We start from the raw sequence: 18,521 nt of genomic DNA, 5'->3' as shown, positions 1-18,521 counted from the left end.
CTATACGTCGAGCTGGTCGGCGACCGCCCGCAGCAGACCGGCGATCTTCCCGCCGGCGGCCTTGTCGGGATAGCGGCCCCGCTCCAGCATCGGCGTGATGTTCTCGAGCAGGGTCGTCAAATCCTGGACGATGGAGGCCAGCTCGTCCGGCTTCTTTCGGGTGGCCGCCGCGACCGAAGGGGTCGGGTCGAGAACGGTGACGGACAGGGCCTGGTCACCGCGCTGTCCGGCGACGACCCCGAACTCCACTCGCTGGCCCGGCTTGAGCGTCTCGACTCCGGCGGGGAGGACCGAGGAATGGACGAAGACGTCACCGCCGTCGTCGCGGGAGAGAAAGCCGAAGCCCTTCTCGCTGTTGAACCACTTGACCTTGCCGGTAGGCACGTCTGTCCTCGTCCTCGTACTCGTCGGAAAACTGCATGGGAAAACGGCTCTTGATAGCACTCGGGCGGGTCGACCATGACCCGCCGGTACCAAGGCTAATGGTCTTCGGGCGGGTGACAAGACGTCCCCCGGTTGTTCCTTCGGGCAGGGAACTACCCTGGTCCGGTGCGTGACAAAACCCAAACGAATTCCGCCGCGCCCGGTGACCGACTGATCCGAGTCGGAGCGGTCGTGTTCTTCCTCGGCGCCCTGGCCACTGTGGTCACAGTGGCCCCGCTGCTGCTCGGCACGACGCCTTTCCCGACGTACATGTTCGGACTGAGCATGCTCATGGGCGTCGGTTTCCTGATCGCGGGCGCGGGGGTGTTCCAGTCGATCGCCGCGGGGCGCCGTCAGGCGCGGGCGGGCCGGTAGTCCGCCAGCCAGCCCGGGAAGTGCGTGAGGTCGGCGAGGACGACGTCGGCACCGGCCGCGCGCAGGGCGTCGGCGCCGTAGGGACCGGTCGCGACGGCGACCGAGAGCGCCTCGGCGATCCGGGCACCGCGGATGTCGCCCAGGTGGTCGCCGACATAGACGCCCGCGGCGTACTCGCGCAGCGCCTCACCCTTCCGCTCGGCCCACAGGTCACCGATCACCGCGTCGGCCTCGATGCCGAGGTGGGCGAGGTGCAGCTTGGCGTTGGGCTCGTACTTGGCCGTGACCACGATCGCGCGGCCACCCGCGGCACGCACGGCGGCGATCGCCTCGGCCGCGCCGGGCAGCGCGGGCGTGGCGGTGATGGCGTACTCCGGGTACATCGACCGGTACAGGTCGGCGATCTCCCGCACCCGCCGCGCCGGGAACCAGTGGGCCAGCTCCTCCTCCAGCGGCGGCCCGAGCCGGGTGACCGCGAGGTCGGCGTCGACGAAGGTCCCGGTGCGCTCGGCGAGCGCGGTGTAGCAGGCGTGGATGCCGGGGCGTGAGTCGATGAGGGTCATGTCGAGGTCGAAGCCGACGGTGAGGGCGGGTGCGGGGTGCGCGGTGGAGGCCATGGGGGCCATTGTGCCCATCGCCTCCGGCGGACCTACCGCCGCCGTTGCGACCGCCACATCAGGTACAGCGCCGACGCGACCGCGGCGCCCCGCACGACCCACGGCCAGGTCTCGGCCACGGCGTCGTTCATGTGCCCCTCGGCGATCGGATCGCCCCAGCGGCCCTCGGTACGCCCCCACAGCCACACCACGCCCGCGGTGACCGCGAGAGCGGGGAGCACGACGACGGCGCCCTTCTTCTCGGCATCGGTCAGCCGGCGGGAACCGTAGGCGAGGAGCCAGCCGAGGATCAGGACGACCAGGTTGCCGATGACGGCGCCGGTGAGCAGGAGGGCGGCGGCGAACAGCAGGAGGGGGTTGTGCCAGGTCTTCCAGGCGGCAGCGGCGGGCAGGGGGACACCGAACCGGCGCCTGCGCGGGGCGGCCTCCTCCTCGACCAGGTCGTCCTCGACCAGGCCCTTCCCGACGACGGCCGGAGCCTCCGCCGGCCGTTTCTCCTCCCTCGGCGGCGGCGGCCTGAGCAGTTCGGGAATCTCCACGCCGCCGACGAACCCGGGGACCTCGTCCCCGACCCCGAAGGGGCTGGAGTCCACCCGCCACCAGTCGGGCTGGGCGGCACTGTCCCCCAGCTCGTGCGTACTGGCGAGATGGGGCGAGGAAGGGACGTCCAGGACCGCGTCGTCGGCTTCGGCTTCGGCGGGCCGGGGCCGCGGCACGAACCGCCGCGGCCGCTTCTCCGCCCGGTCCGGCTGCACGGGCACGGCGGCGGGCGGCGCCTGGGGCGCCCCGGCGCCACCGGCCGCGGTGACCACCTCGTCGGGGGTGCCGAGCCGGGCGATGATCCGGCGGACGGCGGCGGGACTGTCGACGGGAACGCGGGCCCGGCGCCGGTCGATCTCGTTGCGCAGCTCCGAGACGAGCCGCATCCGGGTACCCGACGGCAACTGCCGCTGCTGGGCCACGTCCCCGACGCGGCTCAGATACTCGTAGACGACCTGGTCGCTCTCAATCCCCACCGAAGTCCCTCCGGGGGTCGGCACGTTGAAACCCCGTCGCACGACGGTACCGCGCCGAAGCAGACATCTTGGACCCGCCCGCCCGCGTCCCGCCACAGCTCCCGCGGGACGCGGGCGGGACCCCTCGTCGTACCCACCCGCTAACGTGGGTCGGATGAGCGACCCGGCATCCTCGCCCCGTTCCCTCGCGGAAGCGCTCCGCGCGCGGGACGACGCCTCCCTGGCCGTACTCCTGCGCGCCCGCCCCGACCTCATCACCCCCGTCCCGACGGACCTCACCCAGCTCGCGACCCGGGCCGGCACCCGCGCCTCGGTGGTCCGCGCCCTGGAGCGCCTGGACCGCTTCGCCCTCCAGACCGCGGAAGCCCTGGCCGTGGCCGCCGACCCGGCCCCCTACGCCGAACTCCTCGCCCTGATGGCGGGCGACGAGGGCGACCCGGCCGTCGAGGGCGCCCTCCCGCGCGCCGTCGCCCTGCTGCGCGAGCAGGCCCTGGTCTGGGGCGACGACGACCGCCTCCGGCTCGTGCGCACGGCCCGCGAGCTGCTCACGCCCAGCCCGCAGCACCCCTCCCCGACCGGCCTCGGCCCGACCGTGCGGGAGGCCACCGCGGGCATGTCCCCGGGCCGTATCCAGGAGATCGTCACCGCCGCCGGACTGCCCTCCACCCACGACGCCGTCTCCGCCGTGACCTCGCTCACCGACCTGTTCACCGACCGGCGCCGGATGGCCGCCCTGCTCGCCGGCGCCCCCGCCGACTCCCTCGACGTGCTGACCCGGCTGGTGTGGGGCCCGCCGTACGGCCAGGTCACCGCCGACCCCGCGCCCCGCCTGCGCTGGCTCCTGGACCGCGGTCTGCTGCTGCCCACGGCGCCGGGCACGGTCGTCCTCCCCCGCGAAGTGGCCCTGCACCTGCGCGGCGGCCACGCGCACCGCGCCACCGAACCGCTGCCGCCCGCCGTGGAGGCCGCCGCCACGCACCGTCCACAGGTGGTGGACGCCACGGCGGCCGGGCAGGCGTACACCGCCCTGGCCACCATCGAGGAGCTGCTGAAGGACTGGCACGAGGGCGGCCCGGCGGTCCTGCGGGCCGGCGGCCTCAGCGTCCGCGACCTCAAGCGCACGGCCGTGGCACTGGACGTCGCCGAACCGGTCGCCGCGTTCTGGGTCGAGCTCGCCTACGCGGCGGGCCTCATCGCCGCCGACGGCGAGGCCGACGAGCGGTACGCGGCGACCCCGGCCTACGACGAGTGGCTGGAGCACTCCCCCGACCTGCGCTGGGCCCGGCTCGCGGCGGCCTGGCTGGCGGCCACCCGCACCTCGGGGCTGATCGGCGGGCGCGACGCCAAGGACCGGACACTCTCCGCCCTCGGCCCCGGCCTCGACCGCTCGGCCGCCCCCGAGGTACGGCACCGGGTCCTCACCCTGCTCGCCGCCCTCCCCGAGGGCGCCGCCCCGAGCGCCGAGTCGGTGCTCGCCCGGCTGCGCTGGGAACGCCCGCTGCGCGGCCCCCAGAAGGACGACGACCTGCGCGGACAGCTGGCCCGGTGGACGCTGGCGGAGGCCGAGATGCTGGGCGTGACCGGCCGGGGCGCCCTGTCCGCACACGGCCGCGCCCTGCTGGGCGCACCGGAGGCGAGGCCGCACCGGCCCGAGGAGCACCCCGAGGGGCCCGGCGACAAACTCCCCGTCCACCACCGCCCCACCCCCGCCCCCGCCCCCCTCTCCCCACCGGAGCAAGCGGCGGCCGCCGCGACCGCCGCCCGCCTCCTGGCCCCGCTGCTGCCCGCGCCCCTGGACCACGTGCTGCTCCAGGCGGACCTGACCGCGGTGGCCCCCGGCCCGCTGGAGCGCCCGCTCGCGGACATGCTCGGGGTGCTGGCGGACGTGGAGTCCAAGGGCGGCGCGACGGTGTACCGCTTCACCCCCGGCTCGGTACGCCGGGCCCTGGACGCCGGGCAGTCCGCCTCCGACCTGCACGCCTTCCTCAGCGCCCACTCCCGCACGCCGGTGCCGCAGCCACTGACGTACCTGATCGACGACGTGGCCCGCCGGCACGGCCATCTCCGGGTCGGCGCGGCCTCCGCCTACGTCCGCTGCGACGACGACGCCATGCTCAACGAGATCCTCGCCGACAAGCGCGCCGCGGGCCTGCGCCTGCGCTGCCTCGCCCCGACCGTCCTGGCCGCCCAGGCCGACCCGGCCGCCCTGCTGGACGGACTGCGCGCGATGGGCTTCGCCCCGGCCGCCGAGTCCGCCGAGGGCGACGTCCTGATCACCCGCGCCCTCGCCCACCGCACCCCGCCGCGCACCGCACCCGAACCGGTCCCGGACGGCCCCCCGGTCCCCGACCCGACCCTCCTCTCGGCGGCGATCCGCGCCATCAGAGCGGGCGACATGGCCGCCACCACCCCCCACCGGCAGCCCCCGCCGGCCGGCGGCGAACTCCCCCGCACCAGCTCCGCCGAGACCCTCGCCACCATGCAGGCGGCCGTCCTCACCGGCGACGCCCTGTGGATCGGCTACGTCAACGCCGAGGGCGCCGCCAGCCAGCGCGTCATCGCCCCCGTCCGCGTCGAGGGCGGCTTCGTCACCGCGTACGACCACACCGCGGACGAGGTCCGGACCTATCCGCTGCACCGGATCACCGGGGTGGCCGAGCTCGCGGACGACTGAGCGTGATCGTCGGCGGGTGCGGCACACTGGAGGTTTGGACCAGTCCGGAGGGATGCGTACGTGAACGGACCGCTGATCGTCCAGTCCGACAAAACCCTGCTCCTGGAAGTCGACCACGAGCAGGCCGATGAGTGCCGTCGGGCCATCGCGCCCTTCGCGGAGCTGGAGCGGGCGCCGGAGCACATCCACACCTACCGGGTGACCCCGCTCGGGCTGTGGAACGCGCGGGCCGCCGGGCACGACGCCGAGCAGGTCGTGGACGCGCTCGTGCAGTACAGCCGGTACCCGGTGCCGCACGCGCTGCTCGTCGACATCGCCGAGACCATGGACCGGTACGGCAGGCTGACGCTCAGCAAGCACCCCACGCACGGTCTCGTCCTGACCACCACCGACCGTCCGGTGCTGGAGGAGATCCTGCGGTCCAAGCGGATCATTCCGCTGGTCGGGGCGCGGATCGACCCGGACACCGTGGCCGTGCACCCCTCCGAGCGCGGCCAGATCAAGCAGACGCTGCTGAAGCTGGGCTGGCCGGCCGAGGACCTCGCCGGGTACGTCGACGGCGAGGCGCATCCGATCGAGCTGGCCGAGGACGGCTGGGCGCTGCGGCCGTACCAGAAGCAGGCTGTGGAGAACTTCTGGCACGGCGGGAGCGGGGTCGTCGTGCTGCCCTGCGGTGCCGGCAAGACGCTGGTCGGCGCCGGGTCGATGGCGCAGGCCAAGTCGACCACCCTCATCCTGGTCACCAACACCGTCTCCGCCCGGCAGTGGAAGCACGAGCTGGTGAAGCGGACCTCGCTCACCGAGGACGAGATCGGCGAGTACAGCGGGACGCGCAAGGAGATCCGGCCCGTCACCATCGCCACCTACCAGGTGCTGACGACGCGGCGGAAGGGTGTCTATCCGCATCTGGAGCTGTTCGACTCCCGGGATTGGGGGCTGATCGTCTACGACGAGGTGCACCTGCTGCCCGCGCCGGTCTTCAAGTTCACCGCCGACCTCCAGGCGCGGCGGCGGCTCGGGCTGACCGCGACCCTCGTCCGCGAGGACGGGCGCGAGTCGGACGTCTTCTCGCTCATCGGCCCCAAGCGGTTCGACGCTCCGTGGAAGGAGATCGAGGCGCAGGGCTACATCGCGCCCGCCGACTGTGTCGAGGTGCGGGTGAACCTCACCGACTCCGAGCGGCTCGCCTACGCCACCGCCGAGCAGGAGGAGAAGTACCGCTTCTGCGCCACGACCGCGACCAAGCGCAAGGTCACGGAGGCGCTGGTACGGCGGTTCGCCGGGCAGCAGATCCTCGTCATCGGGCAGTACATCGACCAGCTCGACGAACTGGGCGAGCATCTGAACGCCCCCGTCATCAAGGGCGAGACCTCCAACGCCCAGCGCGAGAAGCTCTTCGAGGCCTTCCGGCAGGGCGAGATCAGCGTGCTGGTGGTCTCGAAGGTCGCGAACTTCTCCATCGACCTGCCGGAGGCCACGGTCGCCATCCAGGTCTCGGGCACCTTCGGCTCCCGCCAGGAGGAGGCCCAGCGCCTGGGCCGGGTGCTGCGTCCGAAGGCCGACGGCCACCAGGCGCACTTCTACTCCGTGGTCGCCCGCGACACCCTCGACCAGGACTTCGCCGCGCACCGGCAGCGGTTCCTGGCGGAGCAGGGGTACGCCTACCGGATCGTCGACGCGGACGAGCTCCTCGGGGAGAGCTGAGCCGCCGGCAGGGCGACGGCGAGAGCCACGGCCAGCAGGGCGTACGGCGAGGCCAGCGGCTGCTGCCAGCCGGGCAGCCGCAGGTCCAGGTCGCCCTCGTGGGGCAGCAGCCACATCGTGCGGGCGGTGAAGACGGCCGCCACCGGTGCCGCGAGCCACGGGCCGCGGTCCGCGAGGAGTACGGCGAGCAGCGGGACGCACCACACCCAGTGGTGGGTCCAGCTGATCGGGGAGACGAGCAGGGCGGTACCGGCGGTCAGCAGGACGGCGTGGTGGTCCGCGGCGGCGGTGCGTACCAGCAGGAGGCCCGCCGCCGCGACGGGCAGCGCCACCAGCAGCCAGGCGGGACCCGGCGCCGGGTCGCCGAGGGCGCGGGCGACCAGGCCCTGGAGGGACTGGTTGTCGACGATCCATGCCTTGCCGACGCGGGCGGTGTCGTGGAGGTGGCGGGTGAAGTAGTCGAGGGTCGCGGCCGGCAGCGCCAGGGCCCCCAGCAGGACGGTCCCGGCGCAGGCGGCCGTCGCGGTGAGCGCATCCCGGCGGTGCCCGCGCAGCAGCAGGTACGCGATGAAGACGGCCGGGGTCAGCTTGATGCCGGCCGCGATGCCCACGGCCACACCCCGGGCGCGGGCGCCGGGCGGGCGGGTGAGGTCCCACAGGACCAGGCAGACGAGCGCGAGGTTGATCTGGCCGAACAGCATGGTCTGGAAGACCGGTTCGAGCCAGAGGGCGAGGGCCGCGACGCCGGCCCGGACGGCCACCGGGAGGGCGGGCAGGCCCGCGAGCCGGGCGGAGAGCTGGACGAGCCAGGCGAGCAGGAGCGCGTTGCCCGCGAGGAAGGCCGCCTTCAGGGCGGTGACGGGGACCAGCGCGGCCGGGACGAACAGCAGGGCCGCGAAGGGCGGATAGGTGGCGGGGAGGTGCCACTCGGTGACGGTGAAGCCGTACAGGTCCGTGCCGTGCAGGACCGCCTGTCCCTCGGCCCGGTAGACCAGCGCGTCGGCCATGGGGAGGCCCTGGTGGACGCAGAGGGCGGCGAAGGCGGTGCCGGAAAGTGCCGCGAGGAGAAGGGGTGTTACGGAGGGTGAGCTGCGGGTCACGGGGTGACCCTAGGGGGTCACCTGCGGCGGACGCCCGCTTCCTCGCCGTACTCCCCGAGGATGACGACGTCGAAGGCGGCGCCCGCGAACACCTTCACGGCGCGCAGGGCGTCGCCGAGGCGGTGGCGGTGGCTGCCGAGGAGGGGGCTGGCTCCGGTGGCCGGGTGGCGGCCGGGGGCTGGGGTGATGGTTGCTGCGCTCATGTCTCCATGGTGGATTCCGGGACATAAGGAGGGCATCGGTCTCGGGGCCGAATCGGTGCGCGGTCCTCGTCCACCTGTGGACCGAGCCGTACCCCTCGGGGGGAGGGCCCGGTCCCCTAGGGGACGGACGCCCGCCGGGGGCCGGGGGGCGGGGGGCGGGGGGCGGGAAAACCGTTGGCCCCCTCCTCCCCCGCTCACCTAGAATCTCCGCTCTTGCCCGCCTCCCTTCACGGAGTGCCGCCATCCGGCCGGTAACCGGACGGCTTCTCGCAGCGCCCGATCCCGTAGGCCCACCGGAGGCACTCCCTTGTCCACGCCAGCCGACGACCCCCTGGCCCGTGAGCGTTCCCATCTCGCCTCTTCCCGCGCCGCCCTGCGTGCGATGCGCGAGGACGTCGAGGCGCTCGACATCGCGGACGTGACCGCGAACTGGGTCAACGCCGCGGTCCTCGCCCACCAGATCGACGAGCGGATCAAGGCGCTGGCCGACCTGAGCGACACCCCGCTGTTCTTCGGCCGCCTCGACTATCTGCACGCGCCCGGCGCGGACCGCTCGGAGGGCGCGCAGGGGGAGCAGTTCTACATCGGGCGGCGGCATGTGCACGACGCGGCCGGCGATCCGATGGTGATCGACTGGCGGGCGCCGGTGTCGCAGCCGTTCTACCGGGCCTCGAAGAAGGACCCGCAGGACGTGGCGCTGCGCCGCCGGTTCGGCTACACGGGCGGCGACCTCACCGCGTACGAGGACGAGCACCTCTCGGACCCGGCCGAGGCGGCGCGGACCAGCAAGCTGCTCCAGCAGGAGATCGAGCGCCCGCGTGTGGGCCCGATGCGGGACATCGTCGCCACGATCCAGCCCGAGCAGGACGAGATCGTCCGGTCCGGTCTGGGCGGCACGGTGTGTGTGCAGGGAGGCCCCGGTACCGGGAAGACGGCGGTGGGCCTGCACCGGGTGGCGTACCTGCTGTACGCGCACCGCGAGCGGCTGGCCAGGACGGGGACGCTGGTCATCGGACCGAACCGGTCCTTCCTGCACTACATCGAGCAAGTGCTCCCCGCTCTCGGTGAGCTGACGGTCCGGCAGGCGACCGTGGACGACCTGGTCGGGCAGGTGGAGGTGCGCGGCACGGACGACGCGGCGGCGGCGGTCGTCAAGGGGGACGCGCGGATGGCGGAGGTGCTGCGGCGGGCGCTGTACTCGCATGTGACGATGCCGACGGAGCCGGTCGTGGTGGTGCGCGGGTCGCGTCGCTGGCGGGTGCCGCCGTACGAACTCGAAGGCATCGTGCGGGAGTTGCTGGACCGGGAGATCCGTTACGGCGCGGCCCGGGAGGCGCTGCCGCAGCGGATCGCGCATGCGGTGCTGGTGCAGATGGAGCGCTCGGGGGAGGCGCCGGACGACCGGGTGCAGGACGCGGTGGCGCGCAATACGGCGGTGAAGGCGGCGGTGAAGGCGATCTGGCCGGTGGTGGAGCCGGCGAAGCTGGTGCTGCGGCTGCTGACGGACGCCGCGTTCCTCGCGGAGCACGCGGAGGGGGTGCTGAGCGAGGAGGAGCGCAAGCTGATCCTGTGGGAGCGGCCGGTGCGGTCGGTGAAGTCGGCGAAGTGGTCGGCGGCGGACGCGGTGCTGATCGACGAGGCGACGGATCTGATCCGGCGGACGCACTCGCTGGGGCATGTGGTGCTGGACGAGGCGCAGGATCTGTCCCCGATGCAGTACCGGGCGGTGGGGCGGCGCTGTTCGACGGGTTCGGCGACGGTGCTGGGGGACCTGGCGCAGGGGACGACTCCGTGGGCGACGGAGAGCTGGGCGGAGGCGCTGTCCCACCTGGGCAAGCCGGAGGGCGTGGTGGAGGAGCTGACGGCGGGCTTCCGGGTGCCGACGGACGTGATCACGTACGCCTCCCGGCTGCTGCCGCACATCGCGCCGGGGCTGGCGCCGGTGGCGTCGGTCCGGGAGAACCCGGGCTTCTTCGAGGTGCGGGCGGTAGGGGGGACGGCGGAGGTGGTCGGCGCCTGCGAGGAGTTGCTGCGCAACGAGGGGTCGACGGGTCTGATCGCGGCGGATGCGCGGGTGCCGGAGCTGGCGGCGGCGCTGGACGCGGCGGGGATCGGTTATCTGTCCCCGGGTGAGGAGACGACGACGCGGACCCGGCTGACGCTGGTCCCGGCGTCGCTGGCGAAGGGGCTGGAGTACGACTACGTGGTCCTGGACGAACCCCGGGCGGTGGTGGACGGCGAGCCGGACGAACGGACGGGGCTGCGGCGGCTGTACGTCACGCTGACGCGAGCGGTGTCGGGCCTGATCGTGACCCATACGGCACCGCTGCCGCGTGAACTGACGGCCTGATCTCAGGCGCCGGACGGGCTGAGAACAGCCCCTCCGGCGTTTGAGGAGCGGGGGTCCAGGGGGCGGAGCCCCCTGGGGCCGGGGCGAAGAACGCCTGGCGCGCTCACACCCCGTCCAGCACTCGCCGCCACTCCCCCACCGCCGCCTCCGACACCGGCCCGGACCAGCCGGTGGGCCGGGCCGCCCCGCCGATGTGGAACGCGTCGATCCCGGCGGACAGCAGGTACGGCACGTGTTCCAGCCGCAATCCCCCGCCCACCAGCACCCGCTGCTCGTACCCCGGCTCCCCGCTTCGCGCCGCCTCCGCCAGCAACGTGGGCAACCCCTCGTCGACCCCCGCCGCGGCCCCCGCCGTCAGATAGGTGTCCAGCCCCGTCATCCCGTCCAGCGCCTTGCGCAGCGCGTCCCGGTCCGCCGCCCGGTCGATCGCCCGGTGGAACGTCCACCGGCACCCGTCGAGCGCCCCCACGACCCGCTCCACCGCATCGAGGTCGACTGCCCCGCCGGAGTCGAGGAACCCGAGCACGAACTCCTCGGCCCCTGCCCCCCGCATCTCCTCGGCGGCCCCCACCAGTCGATGGGTGTCCCCCGCCGCGAACCCGTCCGCCAACCGCACCATCACCCGCACCGGAATGTCCACGGCGGCCCGGATCCCGGTCACGGTCGCGGCCGGCGGGGTCAGCCCGTCGGCCGCGATGTCGGTGACCAGTTCGAGGCGGTCCGCGCCTCCGGCCTGCGCGGCGACCGCGTCCTCGACGTCGAGGGCGATCACCTCCAGGAGTGCACGCTTGCTCATGGGGCCCCATTCGTCGGCGACCAAGGGTCGACACCAGGTGTACAGGTCTAGTCCAATCCTGCTCCAAGACTACGCCCGCCGCCCGACCCGCCACACCCCGGTTCCGGGGAGAATGAGCCCATGGCAGATCTCGACGACCTCCGCTCCCGCTGGCTGAGCACCCTGCTCGCGGCGCGGGAGGACGACTCCTGCGCCACCGACCCGTCCCGGTACGGCGACGCGCTATTGAAGCGCTGGTCGGAGCCGCAGCGGCGCTATCACACCATGGAGCACCTCGCGGCGGTCCTCGACCACGTCGACACACTGGAGGAGTACGCCGCCGATCCGGCCGCCGTACGGCTGGCCGCGTGGTTCCACGACGCCGTCTACCTGCCGGAACGCTCGACGAACGAGGAGCGGTCCGCCCGGCTCGCCGAGCGCGCCCTGCCCGAGGCCGGAGTGTCCGCCGAGCGCACCGCCGAGGTCGCCCGGCTCGTCCGGCTCACCGTGACCCACGACCCCGCCGACGACGACCGCGACGGCCAGGTCCTGTGCGACGCCGACCTCGCGATCCTCGCCGCGCCGCCCTCCGCGTACGCCGCCTACACCGCCGCCGTCCGCGAGGAGTACCACTTCGTGCCGAACGACGCCTTCCGGGCGGGCCGGTCCGCGGTGCTGCGCCAACTGCTGGACCTGCCGCGGCTGTTCAGAACGCCGTACGGGCAGGAGAAGTGGGAGGCCACCGCCCGGTACAACCTCGCCGCGGAACTCGACATGCTCTCGCTCCCGTCCGGCCCGTCCGCATAGCCTGCCCGCATGCGACACATGGGCGGGGAACGCGTACAGCAGGCCGTGGCGGGCTCGGTGGCCCTGTTGCGGACGGCGGCCGGGGAGGACTGGGACACGGTCAAGGCCGCGCGTTCGGAGTGGAGTTGCCGGGAGGCGGCGGTCCACATCGCCCACGACCTCATCGTCTACGCCGGCCGGCTCGCGGCGCGGGGCCGCACCGCTCACGTGCCCCTGACGGTCACTCCCGACGCCACCGCCGGAAACGAAGGGCTCCTGGAGGCCATCGAGACCACCGGCACCCTGTTCACCGCCACCCTGCGCACCACACCGCGCCACATCCGCGCACACCACCCCTGCCCCTTCCTCAGCGCGAACGCCGAGGGCTTCGCCGCCCTCGGCGTCGGCGAGGTGCTGCTGCACACGTACGACATCGCCTCGGCGCTCGGTCTGGTCTACGAACCTCCCGCCGAGCTGGCCGAGTTCGCCCTCACCCGGCTCCTCCCGCACGTCCAGCCGGGCCCCACCCCCTGGGCCACCCTGCTCTGGGCCACCGGCCGCGGCACTCTTCCGGGCCGTGCGCCCGTCACCGACTGGCACTGGATCAACCCCCTGGTCGTGCCCGCCGAGCGGCTCACCCTGGAGAGCCTGACCCCCGCCGCCGCGGCCGACCTCGCGGCCGGGGGCGACGGCGGCTACGCGTGGGCGCAGGGCGGCCCCTACGACGGCACCCGGGAGGCCTCCGGAATGCTGCTCAAAGCGTACGAAGCGGGCGTGCACCGGCCGGAGTTCGGCGTCTTCGTCCTCGTGCGCACGGAGGACGACCGGGCCGTGGGCGCCCTCGGCTTCCACGGCGCGCCCGACGAGGAGGGCCGCGTGGAGATCGGCTACGACCTGGCGGAGTCGGCCCGCGGCCACGGCTACGCGACCGAGGCGCTGCGCGCGCTGTCGCGGTGGGCGCTGGCCAGGGACGACGTACACACCCTGCTGGCGACCATAGACCGCGCCAACCTGCCGTCCCAGGCCGTGGTCACCCGGTCGGGCTTCGTCCGGGCCACGCCCGAGGAGGAGCGGGCGATGGGCGAGAGCAGGGAGGCGGACGGCCCCCTGCACGTCTACCTCCGCAGCGTCCGCAGCGCCTAGGACCGCTCGGTTTCTCGCTCGGACCGGGGCTGGCGGCCCTTCGGCCGGCGCAGTCCCGCTCCGTTCAGCAGCCGCACCACGTCCCGGCTGCTGACCTCCACCGCGCCCGCGGCGACCGCGTCGGCGTAGCGGTGCGAGGGGATGTCGTAGTGGTCGCGCTCGAAGGCCCGCCGCGGGACGCCGAGGCGGTCGGCGAAGTCGTGGAGTTCGGCGAAGGAGACGTCGCTGACCAGGTGGGACCACATCCGGCCGTGCCCCGGCCAGGTCGGCGGGTCTATGTAGACGGTCACGGCGCCCCCCTCACGAGGCAGCCCCGCCCGTCGCCGTCCCCAGCAGGCCCACCGACGCCACCTTCACGCCCGCCTTGTGGCAGACCCAGTGCGGATCGGGGCCCAGTTCGGGCTCGACCTCCAGCGCGTGCGGGTCGCCGTGACCGCAGACCGGGCAGAGCGGCCAGCGGCCGTGCCGGTCGAGGAGGGCGTCCTGGACGTCCTGCGCCACCAGCCCGGCGATGTACTCCGCGCCCTCGGGCCACTGCTCCACCCACCAGCGCCGCTGCGCGACGGACTCCTCGACGAGCGACACGACGTCCGCCTCGGCGACCTGGCCCGCGACCAGATCGGCGAGCACCAGGGCGCGTGCCGCGTGCAACGCCTGCTCCAGGGGGCTTACGGGGTGGCCGGAGGGATCCATGCCCCCATTGTGCGCACTCTTGACCACAACACCGAAGCGAAAATATCTTTCACTCGTGACCCAGCAGGTGAAGGAAACTTTCGGAGCCGGACCGGGACAGGCCGGTCCGTCCGGCGGCCCGCCGCCCGCTCCCGCCGCCCTCGCGGCCAAGGTGCGCACGCTCGCGCCGTCCATGACCCGCTCCATGCAGCGGGTCGCCGAGGCCGTCGCCGGCGATCCGGCCGGCTGCGCCGCGCTCACCGTCACCGGTCTCGCGGAGCTCACCGGCACCAGCGAGGCGACCGTCGTCCGCACCGCCCGCCTGCTCGGTTACCCCGGCTACCGCGATCTGCGCCTCGCGCTCGCCGGTCTCGCCGCCCAGCAGCAGTCCGGGCGGGCCCCCGCCATCACCACCGACATCGCGGTGGACGACCCCATCGCCGACGTCGTCGCCAAACTCGCCTACGACGAGCAGCAGACCCTCGCCGACACCGCCGCCGGACTCGACACCGCCCAGCTCGGCGCGGCCGTGACCGCCCTGGCCGCCGCCCGCCGGATCGACGTGTACGGCGTCGGGGCGTCCGGGCTGGTCGCGCAGGACCTGACGCAGAAGCTGCTGCGCATAGGGCTGATAGCCCACGCGCACAGCGATCCGCATCTCGCCGTGACGAACGCGGTGCAGCTGCGCGGCGGCGACGTGGCGCTCGCGATCACGCACTCCGGGTCGACCGGCGATGTGATCGAGCCCTTGCGGGTCGCCTTCGAGCACGGGGCGACGACCGTCGCGATCACCGGACGGCCGGACGGGCCGGTCGCCCAGTACGCCGACCACGTCCTGACCACGTCCACCGCGCGCGAGAGTGAGCTGCGCCCGGCCGCCATGTCGTCCAGGACCGGTCAACTGCTGGTCGTGGACTGCCTGTTCGTCGGAGTCGCGCAGCGGACGTACGAGTCCGCCGCGCCCGCCCTGTCGGCGTCCTACGAGGCGCTGGCCCACCGGCACCGGCGGTAGCCCTCATCAGTTCCGTCCGTGGAAAGAGCCCATGACCTCACCGTCCAACCCCCGTGAGCTGCGCGCCGAGTTGGAGTCCCTCACCACCGAGGCGTTCCGCCCCGACCTCGCCGACATCGACCGGCTGCCCACCCTCGACATCGCCCGCCTGATGAACGGCGAGGACGCCTCCGTACCCGCCGCCGTCGCCGCTCGGCTCCCCGAGATCGCCGCCGCCGTCGACGCCGTGGCGGAGCGGATGGCGCGCGGCGGACGGCTCGTCTACGCGGGCGCCGGCACCGCCGGGCGGCTCGGCGTGCTCGACGCCTCCGAGTGCCCGCCCACCTTCAACACCGGCCCCGGCCAGGTCGTCGGCCTGATCGCGGGCGGGCCTGAGGCCATGGTGAGCTCCGTGGAGGGCGCCGAGGACTCCGGGGAGCTGGCCCGCGCCGACCTCGACGCGCTCACGCTGACGCCCCTGGACACGGTGGTCGGCGTCTCCGCCTCCGGCCGTACCCCGTACGCGATCGGCGCGGTGGAACACGCCCGCGCCCTGGGCGCGCTGACGATCGGCCTGGCCTGCAACGCGCACAGCGCGCTCGCGGCCGCCGCCGAACACGGCATCGAGATCGTGGTGGGCCCCGAGCTGCTCACCGGCTCCACCCGCCTGAAGTCCGGCACGGCGCAGAAGCTCGTCCTCAACATGATCTCGACGATCACGATGATCCGGCTGGGCAAGACGTACGGGAACCTGATGGTCGACGTCCGCGCCTCCAACGACAAGCTGCGGGCCCGCTCCCGCCGGATCGTCGCGCTGGCCACCGGCGCGGGCGACGAGGAGATCGAGCGGGCGCTCGCCGCCACCGACGGCGAGGTGAAGAACGCCGTCCTGGCGATCCTCGCCGGGGTCGACGGCCCGACGGCCGCCCGCCTTCTGGAGGAGTCCGGCGGCCATCTGCGTGCCGCGCTGGCGGCGGCGGTCCGCTGACCCCAGGCTCGGGGGGTGAGCACCTCGTACGACACCGCCGCCGCGATCCTCCCCCTGGTCGGCGGCCCCGCGAACGTCACCTCCGTCGCCCACTGCATGACCCGGCTCCGGCTGGGCCTGGCCGACCGCTCCCTGGTGGACGAGGAGGCGCTGCGGGCGGTGCCCGGCGTCCTCGGGGTGGTCGACGACGACACCTACCAGATCGTGCTCGGGCCGGGGGTGGTGGCGCGGGTGACGCCGGAGTTCCAGGCGCTGGTGCTGAAGCGGGCGCGGCAGCAGCGCAACGCGACCCCGGTGAAGCTGGCCCTGCGCCGGGTCGCGAACATCTTCGTGCCGCTGATCCCGGCGCTGATCGGCTGCGGGGTGCTGGCCGGGCTCAACGGCCTGCTGCTCAACCTCCGTTGGCTGCCCGGGGTGACCCCGGCCCTGTCGGTGATCGCCACCGCCTTCATGTCCCTGATCGCGGTCTTCGTCGGGCACAACACGGCGAAGGAGTTCGGCGGCACCCCGGTGCTCGGCGGCGCGGTGGCGGCGATCGTCGTCTACCCGGGGGTGGCGAAGGTGACGGCGTTCGGGGTGACCCTGGCACCGGGGCAGGGCGGAGTGCTCGGGGCGCTGGCGGCGGCCCTGCTGGGCGTGTACGTCGAGAAGTGGTGCCGCCGCTGGGTCCCGCCCACGCTGGACGTCCTGCTCACCCCCACCCTCACGGTCCTCGTCGCGGGCCTGGCCACGCTCTACGGCCTCATGTACACCGCCGGCGCGGTCTCGACCGCCATCGGCACGGCGGCGACCTGGCTGCTGACGACGACGGGAGCCTTCGCGGGCCTGGTCCTCGGCGGCCTCTTCCTCCCCCTGGTCATGCTGGGCCTCCACCAGGCCCTGATCCCGATCCACGCCACCCTCATCGAGCAGCAGGGCCACACCGTCCTCCTCCCGCTGCTCGCCATGGCGGGCGCCGGCCAGGTGGGCGCGGCGGCGGCGGTGTACGTCCGGCTGCGCCACGACACGACCATGCGTACGACGATCAGGTCGGCGCTCCCGGCCGGGCTGCTGGGCGTGGGCGAGCCGCTGATCTACGGAGTCTCCCTGCCGCTCGGCCGCCCCTTCCTCACCGCCTGTGTGGGCGGAGCCGCCGGGGGCGCCTTCGTCGGGCTGTTCGCGATGCTCGGCGAGCGGGTGGGCGCGACGGCGATCGGGCCGTCGGGGTGGGCGCTGTTCCCGCTGCTGGCGGGCAACAGGGGCCTGGCCCCGACGGCCGCGATCTACGCGGGCGGGCTGCTGACGGGGTATGCGGTGGGCTTCCTGACGACGTACACCTTCGGTCTGCGGGCCGTGGCTGGCCCAGCAGCAGATCCGACTTCAGCTCCCGCAGCTCCCGGGCCCCCGGGGTGAGCGTCAGCTCAGGGACTTCAGGGCGGCCGGGTCGTACGCGGCCAGTTCCGACACGCGGCCCGCCAGGACCTTCCGCGCCCAGTGCGGGTCCTGGAGCAGGGCGCGGCCGACGGCCACCAGGTCGAACTCGTCGCGCTCCAGGCGGTCCAGGAGGTTGTCGAGGGAGCCCGTCTCGGCCCCCTCGCCCTGGAACGCCTTGAGGAAGTCGCCGTTCAGGCCGACCGAGCCGACGGTGATGGCGGGCCTGCCGGTCAGCTTCTTGGTCCAGCCCGCCAGATTCAGGTCCGATCCCTCGAACTCGGGGAGCCAGTAGCGGCGGGTGGAGGCGTGGAAGGCGTCGACACCGGCCGCGGCGAGCGGGGCGAGGATGGCCTCCAGCTCCTCCGGGGTCCCGGCGAGGCGGGCGTCGTAGGCGTCCTGCTTCCACTGCGAGTAGCGGAAGATGACGGGGAAGCCGGGCGAGACGGCGGCGCGGACGGCGGCCACGATCTCCGCGGCGAACCGGGTCCGGGACACCGGGTCACCGCCGTAGGCATCCGTGCGGCGGTTGGTGCCCGCCCACAGGAACTGGTCGATCAGATAGCCGTGCGCGCCGTGCAGCTCGACGCCGTCGAAGCCGATCCGCTCCGCCGCGGCGGCGGCCTCGGCGAACGCGCCGATGACGTCGTCGAGGTCCTGCTGGGTCATGGCCTTGCCGGTGACCTCGTCGGCGCCGATGCGCAGACCCGAGGGGCCGACCGCGGGGGCGTCCGCGAACGGCGGCTCGCCCTGGCGGCGGACCATGCCGATGTGCCACAGCTGCGGAACGATCGTGCCGCCCGCCGCGTGCACCGCGTCGGCGACCTTCGCCCAGCCCGCGAGCTGCTCGGCCCCGTGGAAGCGCGGCACCCGGTCGCTCTGCCCGGCCGAGTCATGGCCGACGTACGTCCCCTCGGTGACGATCAGACCGACACCGGCGGCGGCCCGGCGGGCGTAGTACGACACCACGTCCTCGCCCGGGACACCGCCCGGCGAGAACATCCGGGTCATCGGCGCCATGACGATGCGGTTGGGCACGGTCAGGCCGTTGATCGAGGTCGGGCGGGAGAGGATCTCGGCGGCGCGCGAGGCGGCCTCGGAGGGGGCGACGGTCACGTGGGGGCTCCTTGAGGGGGTACCGACGGGTATGTGCGCGTGCATTTACCACACCTCGGCGTCAACCTCCGGGACCCCCGCCCCCATTCCCCCGCTGGGGAAACGACCGTATGACCCAGCCCACGAACACGCCCGAGGGCGGCACCCCCTGACGAACAGGGAGTGCCGCCCTCGGCAG

18 protein-coding genes are annotated in these 18,521 nt (G+C 73.8%); 9 read left to right on the top strand and 9 right to left on the bottom strand.

Annotated elements, in window-relative coordinates; translation table 11 throughout:
- Complete coding sequence (locus ACFYW5_RS18790; RefSeq protein ID WP_308293238.1) at window positions 1-384, bottom strand: cold-shock protein; 384 nt, start codon at window positions 382-384, stop codon at window positions 1-3.
- 165 nt (window positions 385-549) lie between these two features.
- Here ACFYW5_RS18790 and ACFYW5_RS18785 point away from each other — a divergent pair, with 165 nt between their 5' ends.
- The gene (locus ACFYW5_RS18785) at window positions 550-798 is read left to right on the top strand and encodes a hypothetical protein (protein WP_389418123.1); all 249 of its coding nucleotides are present in this window, start codon (window positions 550-552) and stop codon (window positions 796-798) included.
- Here the strand turns inward: ACFYW5_RS18785 and ACFYW5_RS18780 are convergent.
- The gene (locus ACFYW5_RS18780; protein ID WP_389418122.1) at window positions 777-1,415 is read right to left on the bottom strand and encodes an HAD family hydrolase; all 639 of its coding nucleotides are present in this window, start codon (window positions 1,413-1,415) and stop codon (window positions 777-779) included. The two genes, ACFYW5_RS18785 and ACFYW5_RS18780, sit on opposite strands and share 22 nt — an antisense overlap.
- A 32-nt stretch (window positions 1,416-1,447) precedes the next feature.
- On the bottom strand, window positions 1,448-2,431 hold the full coding sequence (locus ACFYW5_RS18775; protein ID WP_389418121.1) for a hypothetical protein: 984 nt from the start codon (window positions 2,429-2,431) through the stop codon (window positions 1,448-1,450).
- A 154-nt stretch (window positions 2,432-2,585) separates the two neighbouring features.
- On the opposite strand from ACFYW5_RS18775, the gene ACFYW5_RS18770 reads away from it, so the two are divergent.
- Both ACFYW5_RS18770 and ACFYW5_RS18765 read left to right on the top strand, forming a co-directional pair.
- Window positions 2,586-5,105 (top strand): helicase-associated domain-containing protein, encoded by a 2,520-nt coding sequence (locus ACFYW5_RS18770; protein ID WP_389418120.1) that lies wholly within the window; start codon window positions 2,586-2,588, stop codon window positions 5,103-5,105.
- Between the two features lie 60 nt (window positions 5,106-5,165).
- Window positions 5,166-6,809: a DNA repair helicase XPB gene (locus tag ACFYW5_RS18765; protein ID WP_389418119.1), complete on the top strand. Its 1,644-nt coding sequence runs from the start codon at window positions 5,166-5,168 to the stop codon at window positions 6,807-6,809.
- Here ACFYW5_RS18765 and ACFYW5_RS18760 read toward each other — a convergent pair.
- On the bottom strand, window positions 6,767-7,909 hold the full coding sequence (locus tag ACFYW5_RS18760) for a glycosyltransferase 87 family protein (protein WP_389418118.1): 1,143 nt from the start codon (window positions 7,907-7,909) through the stop codon (window positions 6,767-6,769). The genes ACFYW5_RS18765 and ACFYW5_RS18760 overlap by 43 nt on opposite strands.
- 17 nt (window positions 7,910-7,926) lie before the next feature.
- A complete protein-coding gene (locus tag ACFYW5_RS18755) occupies window positions 7,927-8,112 on the bottom strand; it encodes a hypothetical protein (protein WP_389418117.1) in 186 nt (61 codons plus the stop codon).
- A gap of 307 nt (window positions 8,113-8,419) precedes the next feature.
- On the opposite strand from ACFYW5_RS18755, the gene ACFYW5_RS18750 reads away from it, so the two are divergent.
- Window positions 8,420-10,462: a HelD family protein gene (locus ACFYW5_RS18750; protein ID WP_389418116.1), complete on the top strand. Its 2,043-nt coding sequence runs from the start codon at window positions 8,420-8,422 to the stop codon at window positions 10,460-10,462.
- Between the two features lie 103 nt (window positions 10,463-10,565).
- Here ACFYW5_RS18750 and ACFYW5_RS18745 read toward each other — a convergent pair whose 3' ends face one another.
- Entirely contained in the window at window positions 10,566-11,258 is a 693-nt protein-coding gene (locus ACFYW5_RS18745; protein WP_389418115.1) for a copper homeostasis protein CutC, read from the bottom strand.
- A gap of 120 nt (window positions 11,259-11,378) precedes the next feature.
- Here ACFYW5_RS18745 and ACFYW5_RS18740 point away from each other — a divergent pair, with 120 nt between their 5' ends.
- Together ACFYW5_RS18740 and ACFYW5_RS18735 are read left to right on the top strand one after the other, a co-directional pair.
- Entirely contained in the window at window positions 11,379-12,044 is a 666-nt protein-coding gene (locus ACFYW5_RS18740) for a hypothetical protein (RefSeq protein WP_389418114.1), read from the top strand.
- Between the two features lie 9 nt (window positions 12,045-12,053).
- A complete protein-coding gene (locus ACFYW5_RS18735) occupies window positions 12,054-13,166 on the top strand; it encodes a GNAT family N-acetyltransferase (protein WP_389418113.1) in 1,113 nt (370 codons plus the stop codon).
- On the opposite strand, the gene ACFYW5_RS18730 is transcribed toward ACFYW5_RS18735, so the two are convergent.
- Entirely contained in the window at window positions 13,163-13,456 is a 294-nt protein-coding gene (locus tag ACFYW5_RS18730) for a DUF4031 domain-containing protein (RefSeq protein ID WP_389418112.1), read from the bottom strand. The two genes, ACFYW5_RS18735 and ACFYW5_RS18730, sit on opposite strands and share 4 nt — an antisense overlap.
- A 10-nt stretch (window positions 13,457-13,466) precedes the next feature.
- Window positions 13,467-13,859 (bottom strand): hypothetical protein, encoded by a 393-nt coding sequence (locus tag ACFYW5_RS18725; protein WP_389418111.1) that lies wholly within the window; start codon window positions 13,857-13,859, stop codon window positions 13,467-13,469.
- 55 nt (window positions 13,860-13,914) lie between these two features.
- On the opposite strand from ACFYW5_RS18725, the gene ACFYW5_RS18720 reads away from it, so the two are divergent.
- Genes ACFYW5_RS18720 through ACFYW5_RS18710 form a run of 3 tightly spaced genes read left to right on the top strand, consistent with a single transcriptional unit; the run spans window position 13,915 to window position 17,209 of the window.
- Entirely contained in the window at window positions 13,915-14,850 is a 936-nt protein-coding gene (locus tag ACFYW5_RS18720) for a MurR/RpiR family transcriptional regulator (protein WP_389418110.1), read from the top strand.
- Window positions 14,851-14,881: 31 nt separating this feature from the next.
- A complete protein-coding gene (gene murQ, locus ACFYW5_RS18715) occupies window positions 14,882-15,817 on the top strand; it encodes an N-acetylmuramic acid 6-phosphate etherase (RefSeq protein WP_389418109.1) in 936 nt (311 codons plus the stop codon).
- Between the two features lie 15 nt (window positions 15,818-15,832).
- Window positions 15,833-17,209, top strand: a complete 1,377-nt coding sequence (locus ACFYW5_RS18710; RefSeq protein ID WP_389418108.1) for a PTS transporter subunit EIIC — start codon at window positions 15,833-15,835, stop codon at window positions 17,207-17,209.
- 3 nt (window positions 17,210-17,212) lie between these two features.
- Here ACFYW5_RS18710 and ACFYW5_RS18705 read toward each other — a convergent pair whose 3' ends face one another.
- Window positions 17,213-18,343 (bottom strand): NADH:flavin oxidoreductase, encoded by a 1,131-nt coding sequence (locus ACFYW5_RS18705; protein ID WP_389418107.1) that lies wholly within the window; start codon window positions 18,341-18,343, stop codon window positions 17,213-17,215.
- Between the last annotated feature and the right edge of the window lie 178 nt (window positions 18,344-18,521).

Origin of the sequence: Streptomyces sp. NPDC002779 (genome assembly GCF_042888685.1) — a bacterium.
GTDB lineage: Bacteria > Actinomycetota > Actinomycetes > Streptomycetales > Streptomycetaceae > Streptomyces.
The sequence above is the reverse complement of the archived record's forward strand: the minus strand, read 5'-3'. Positions and strand labels throughout refer to the sequence as shown.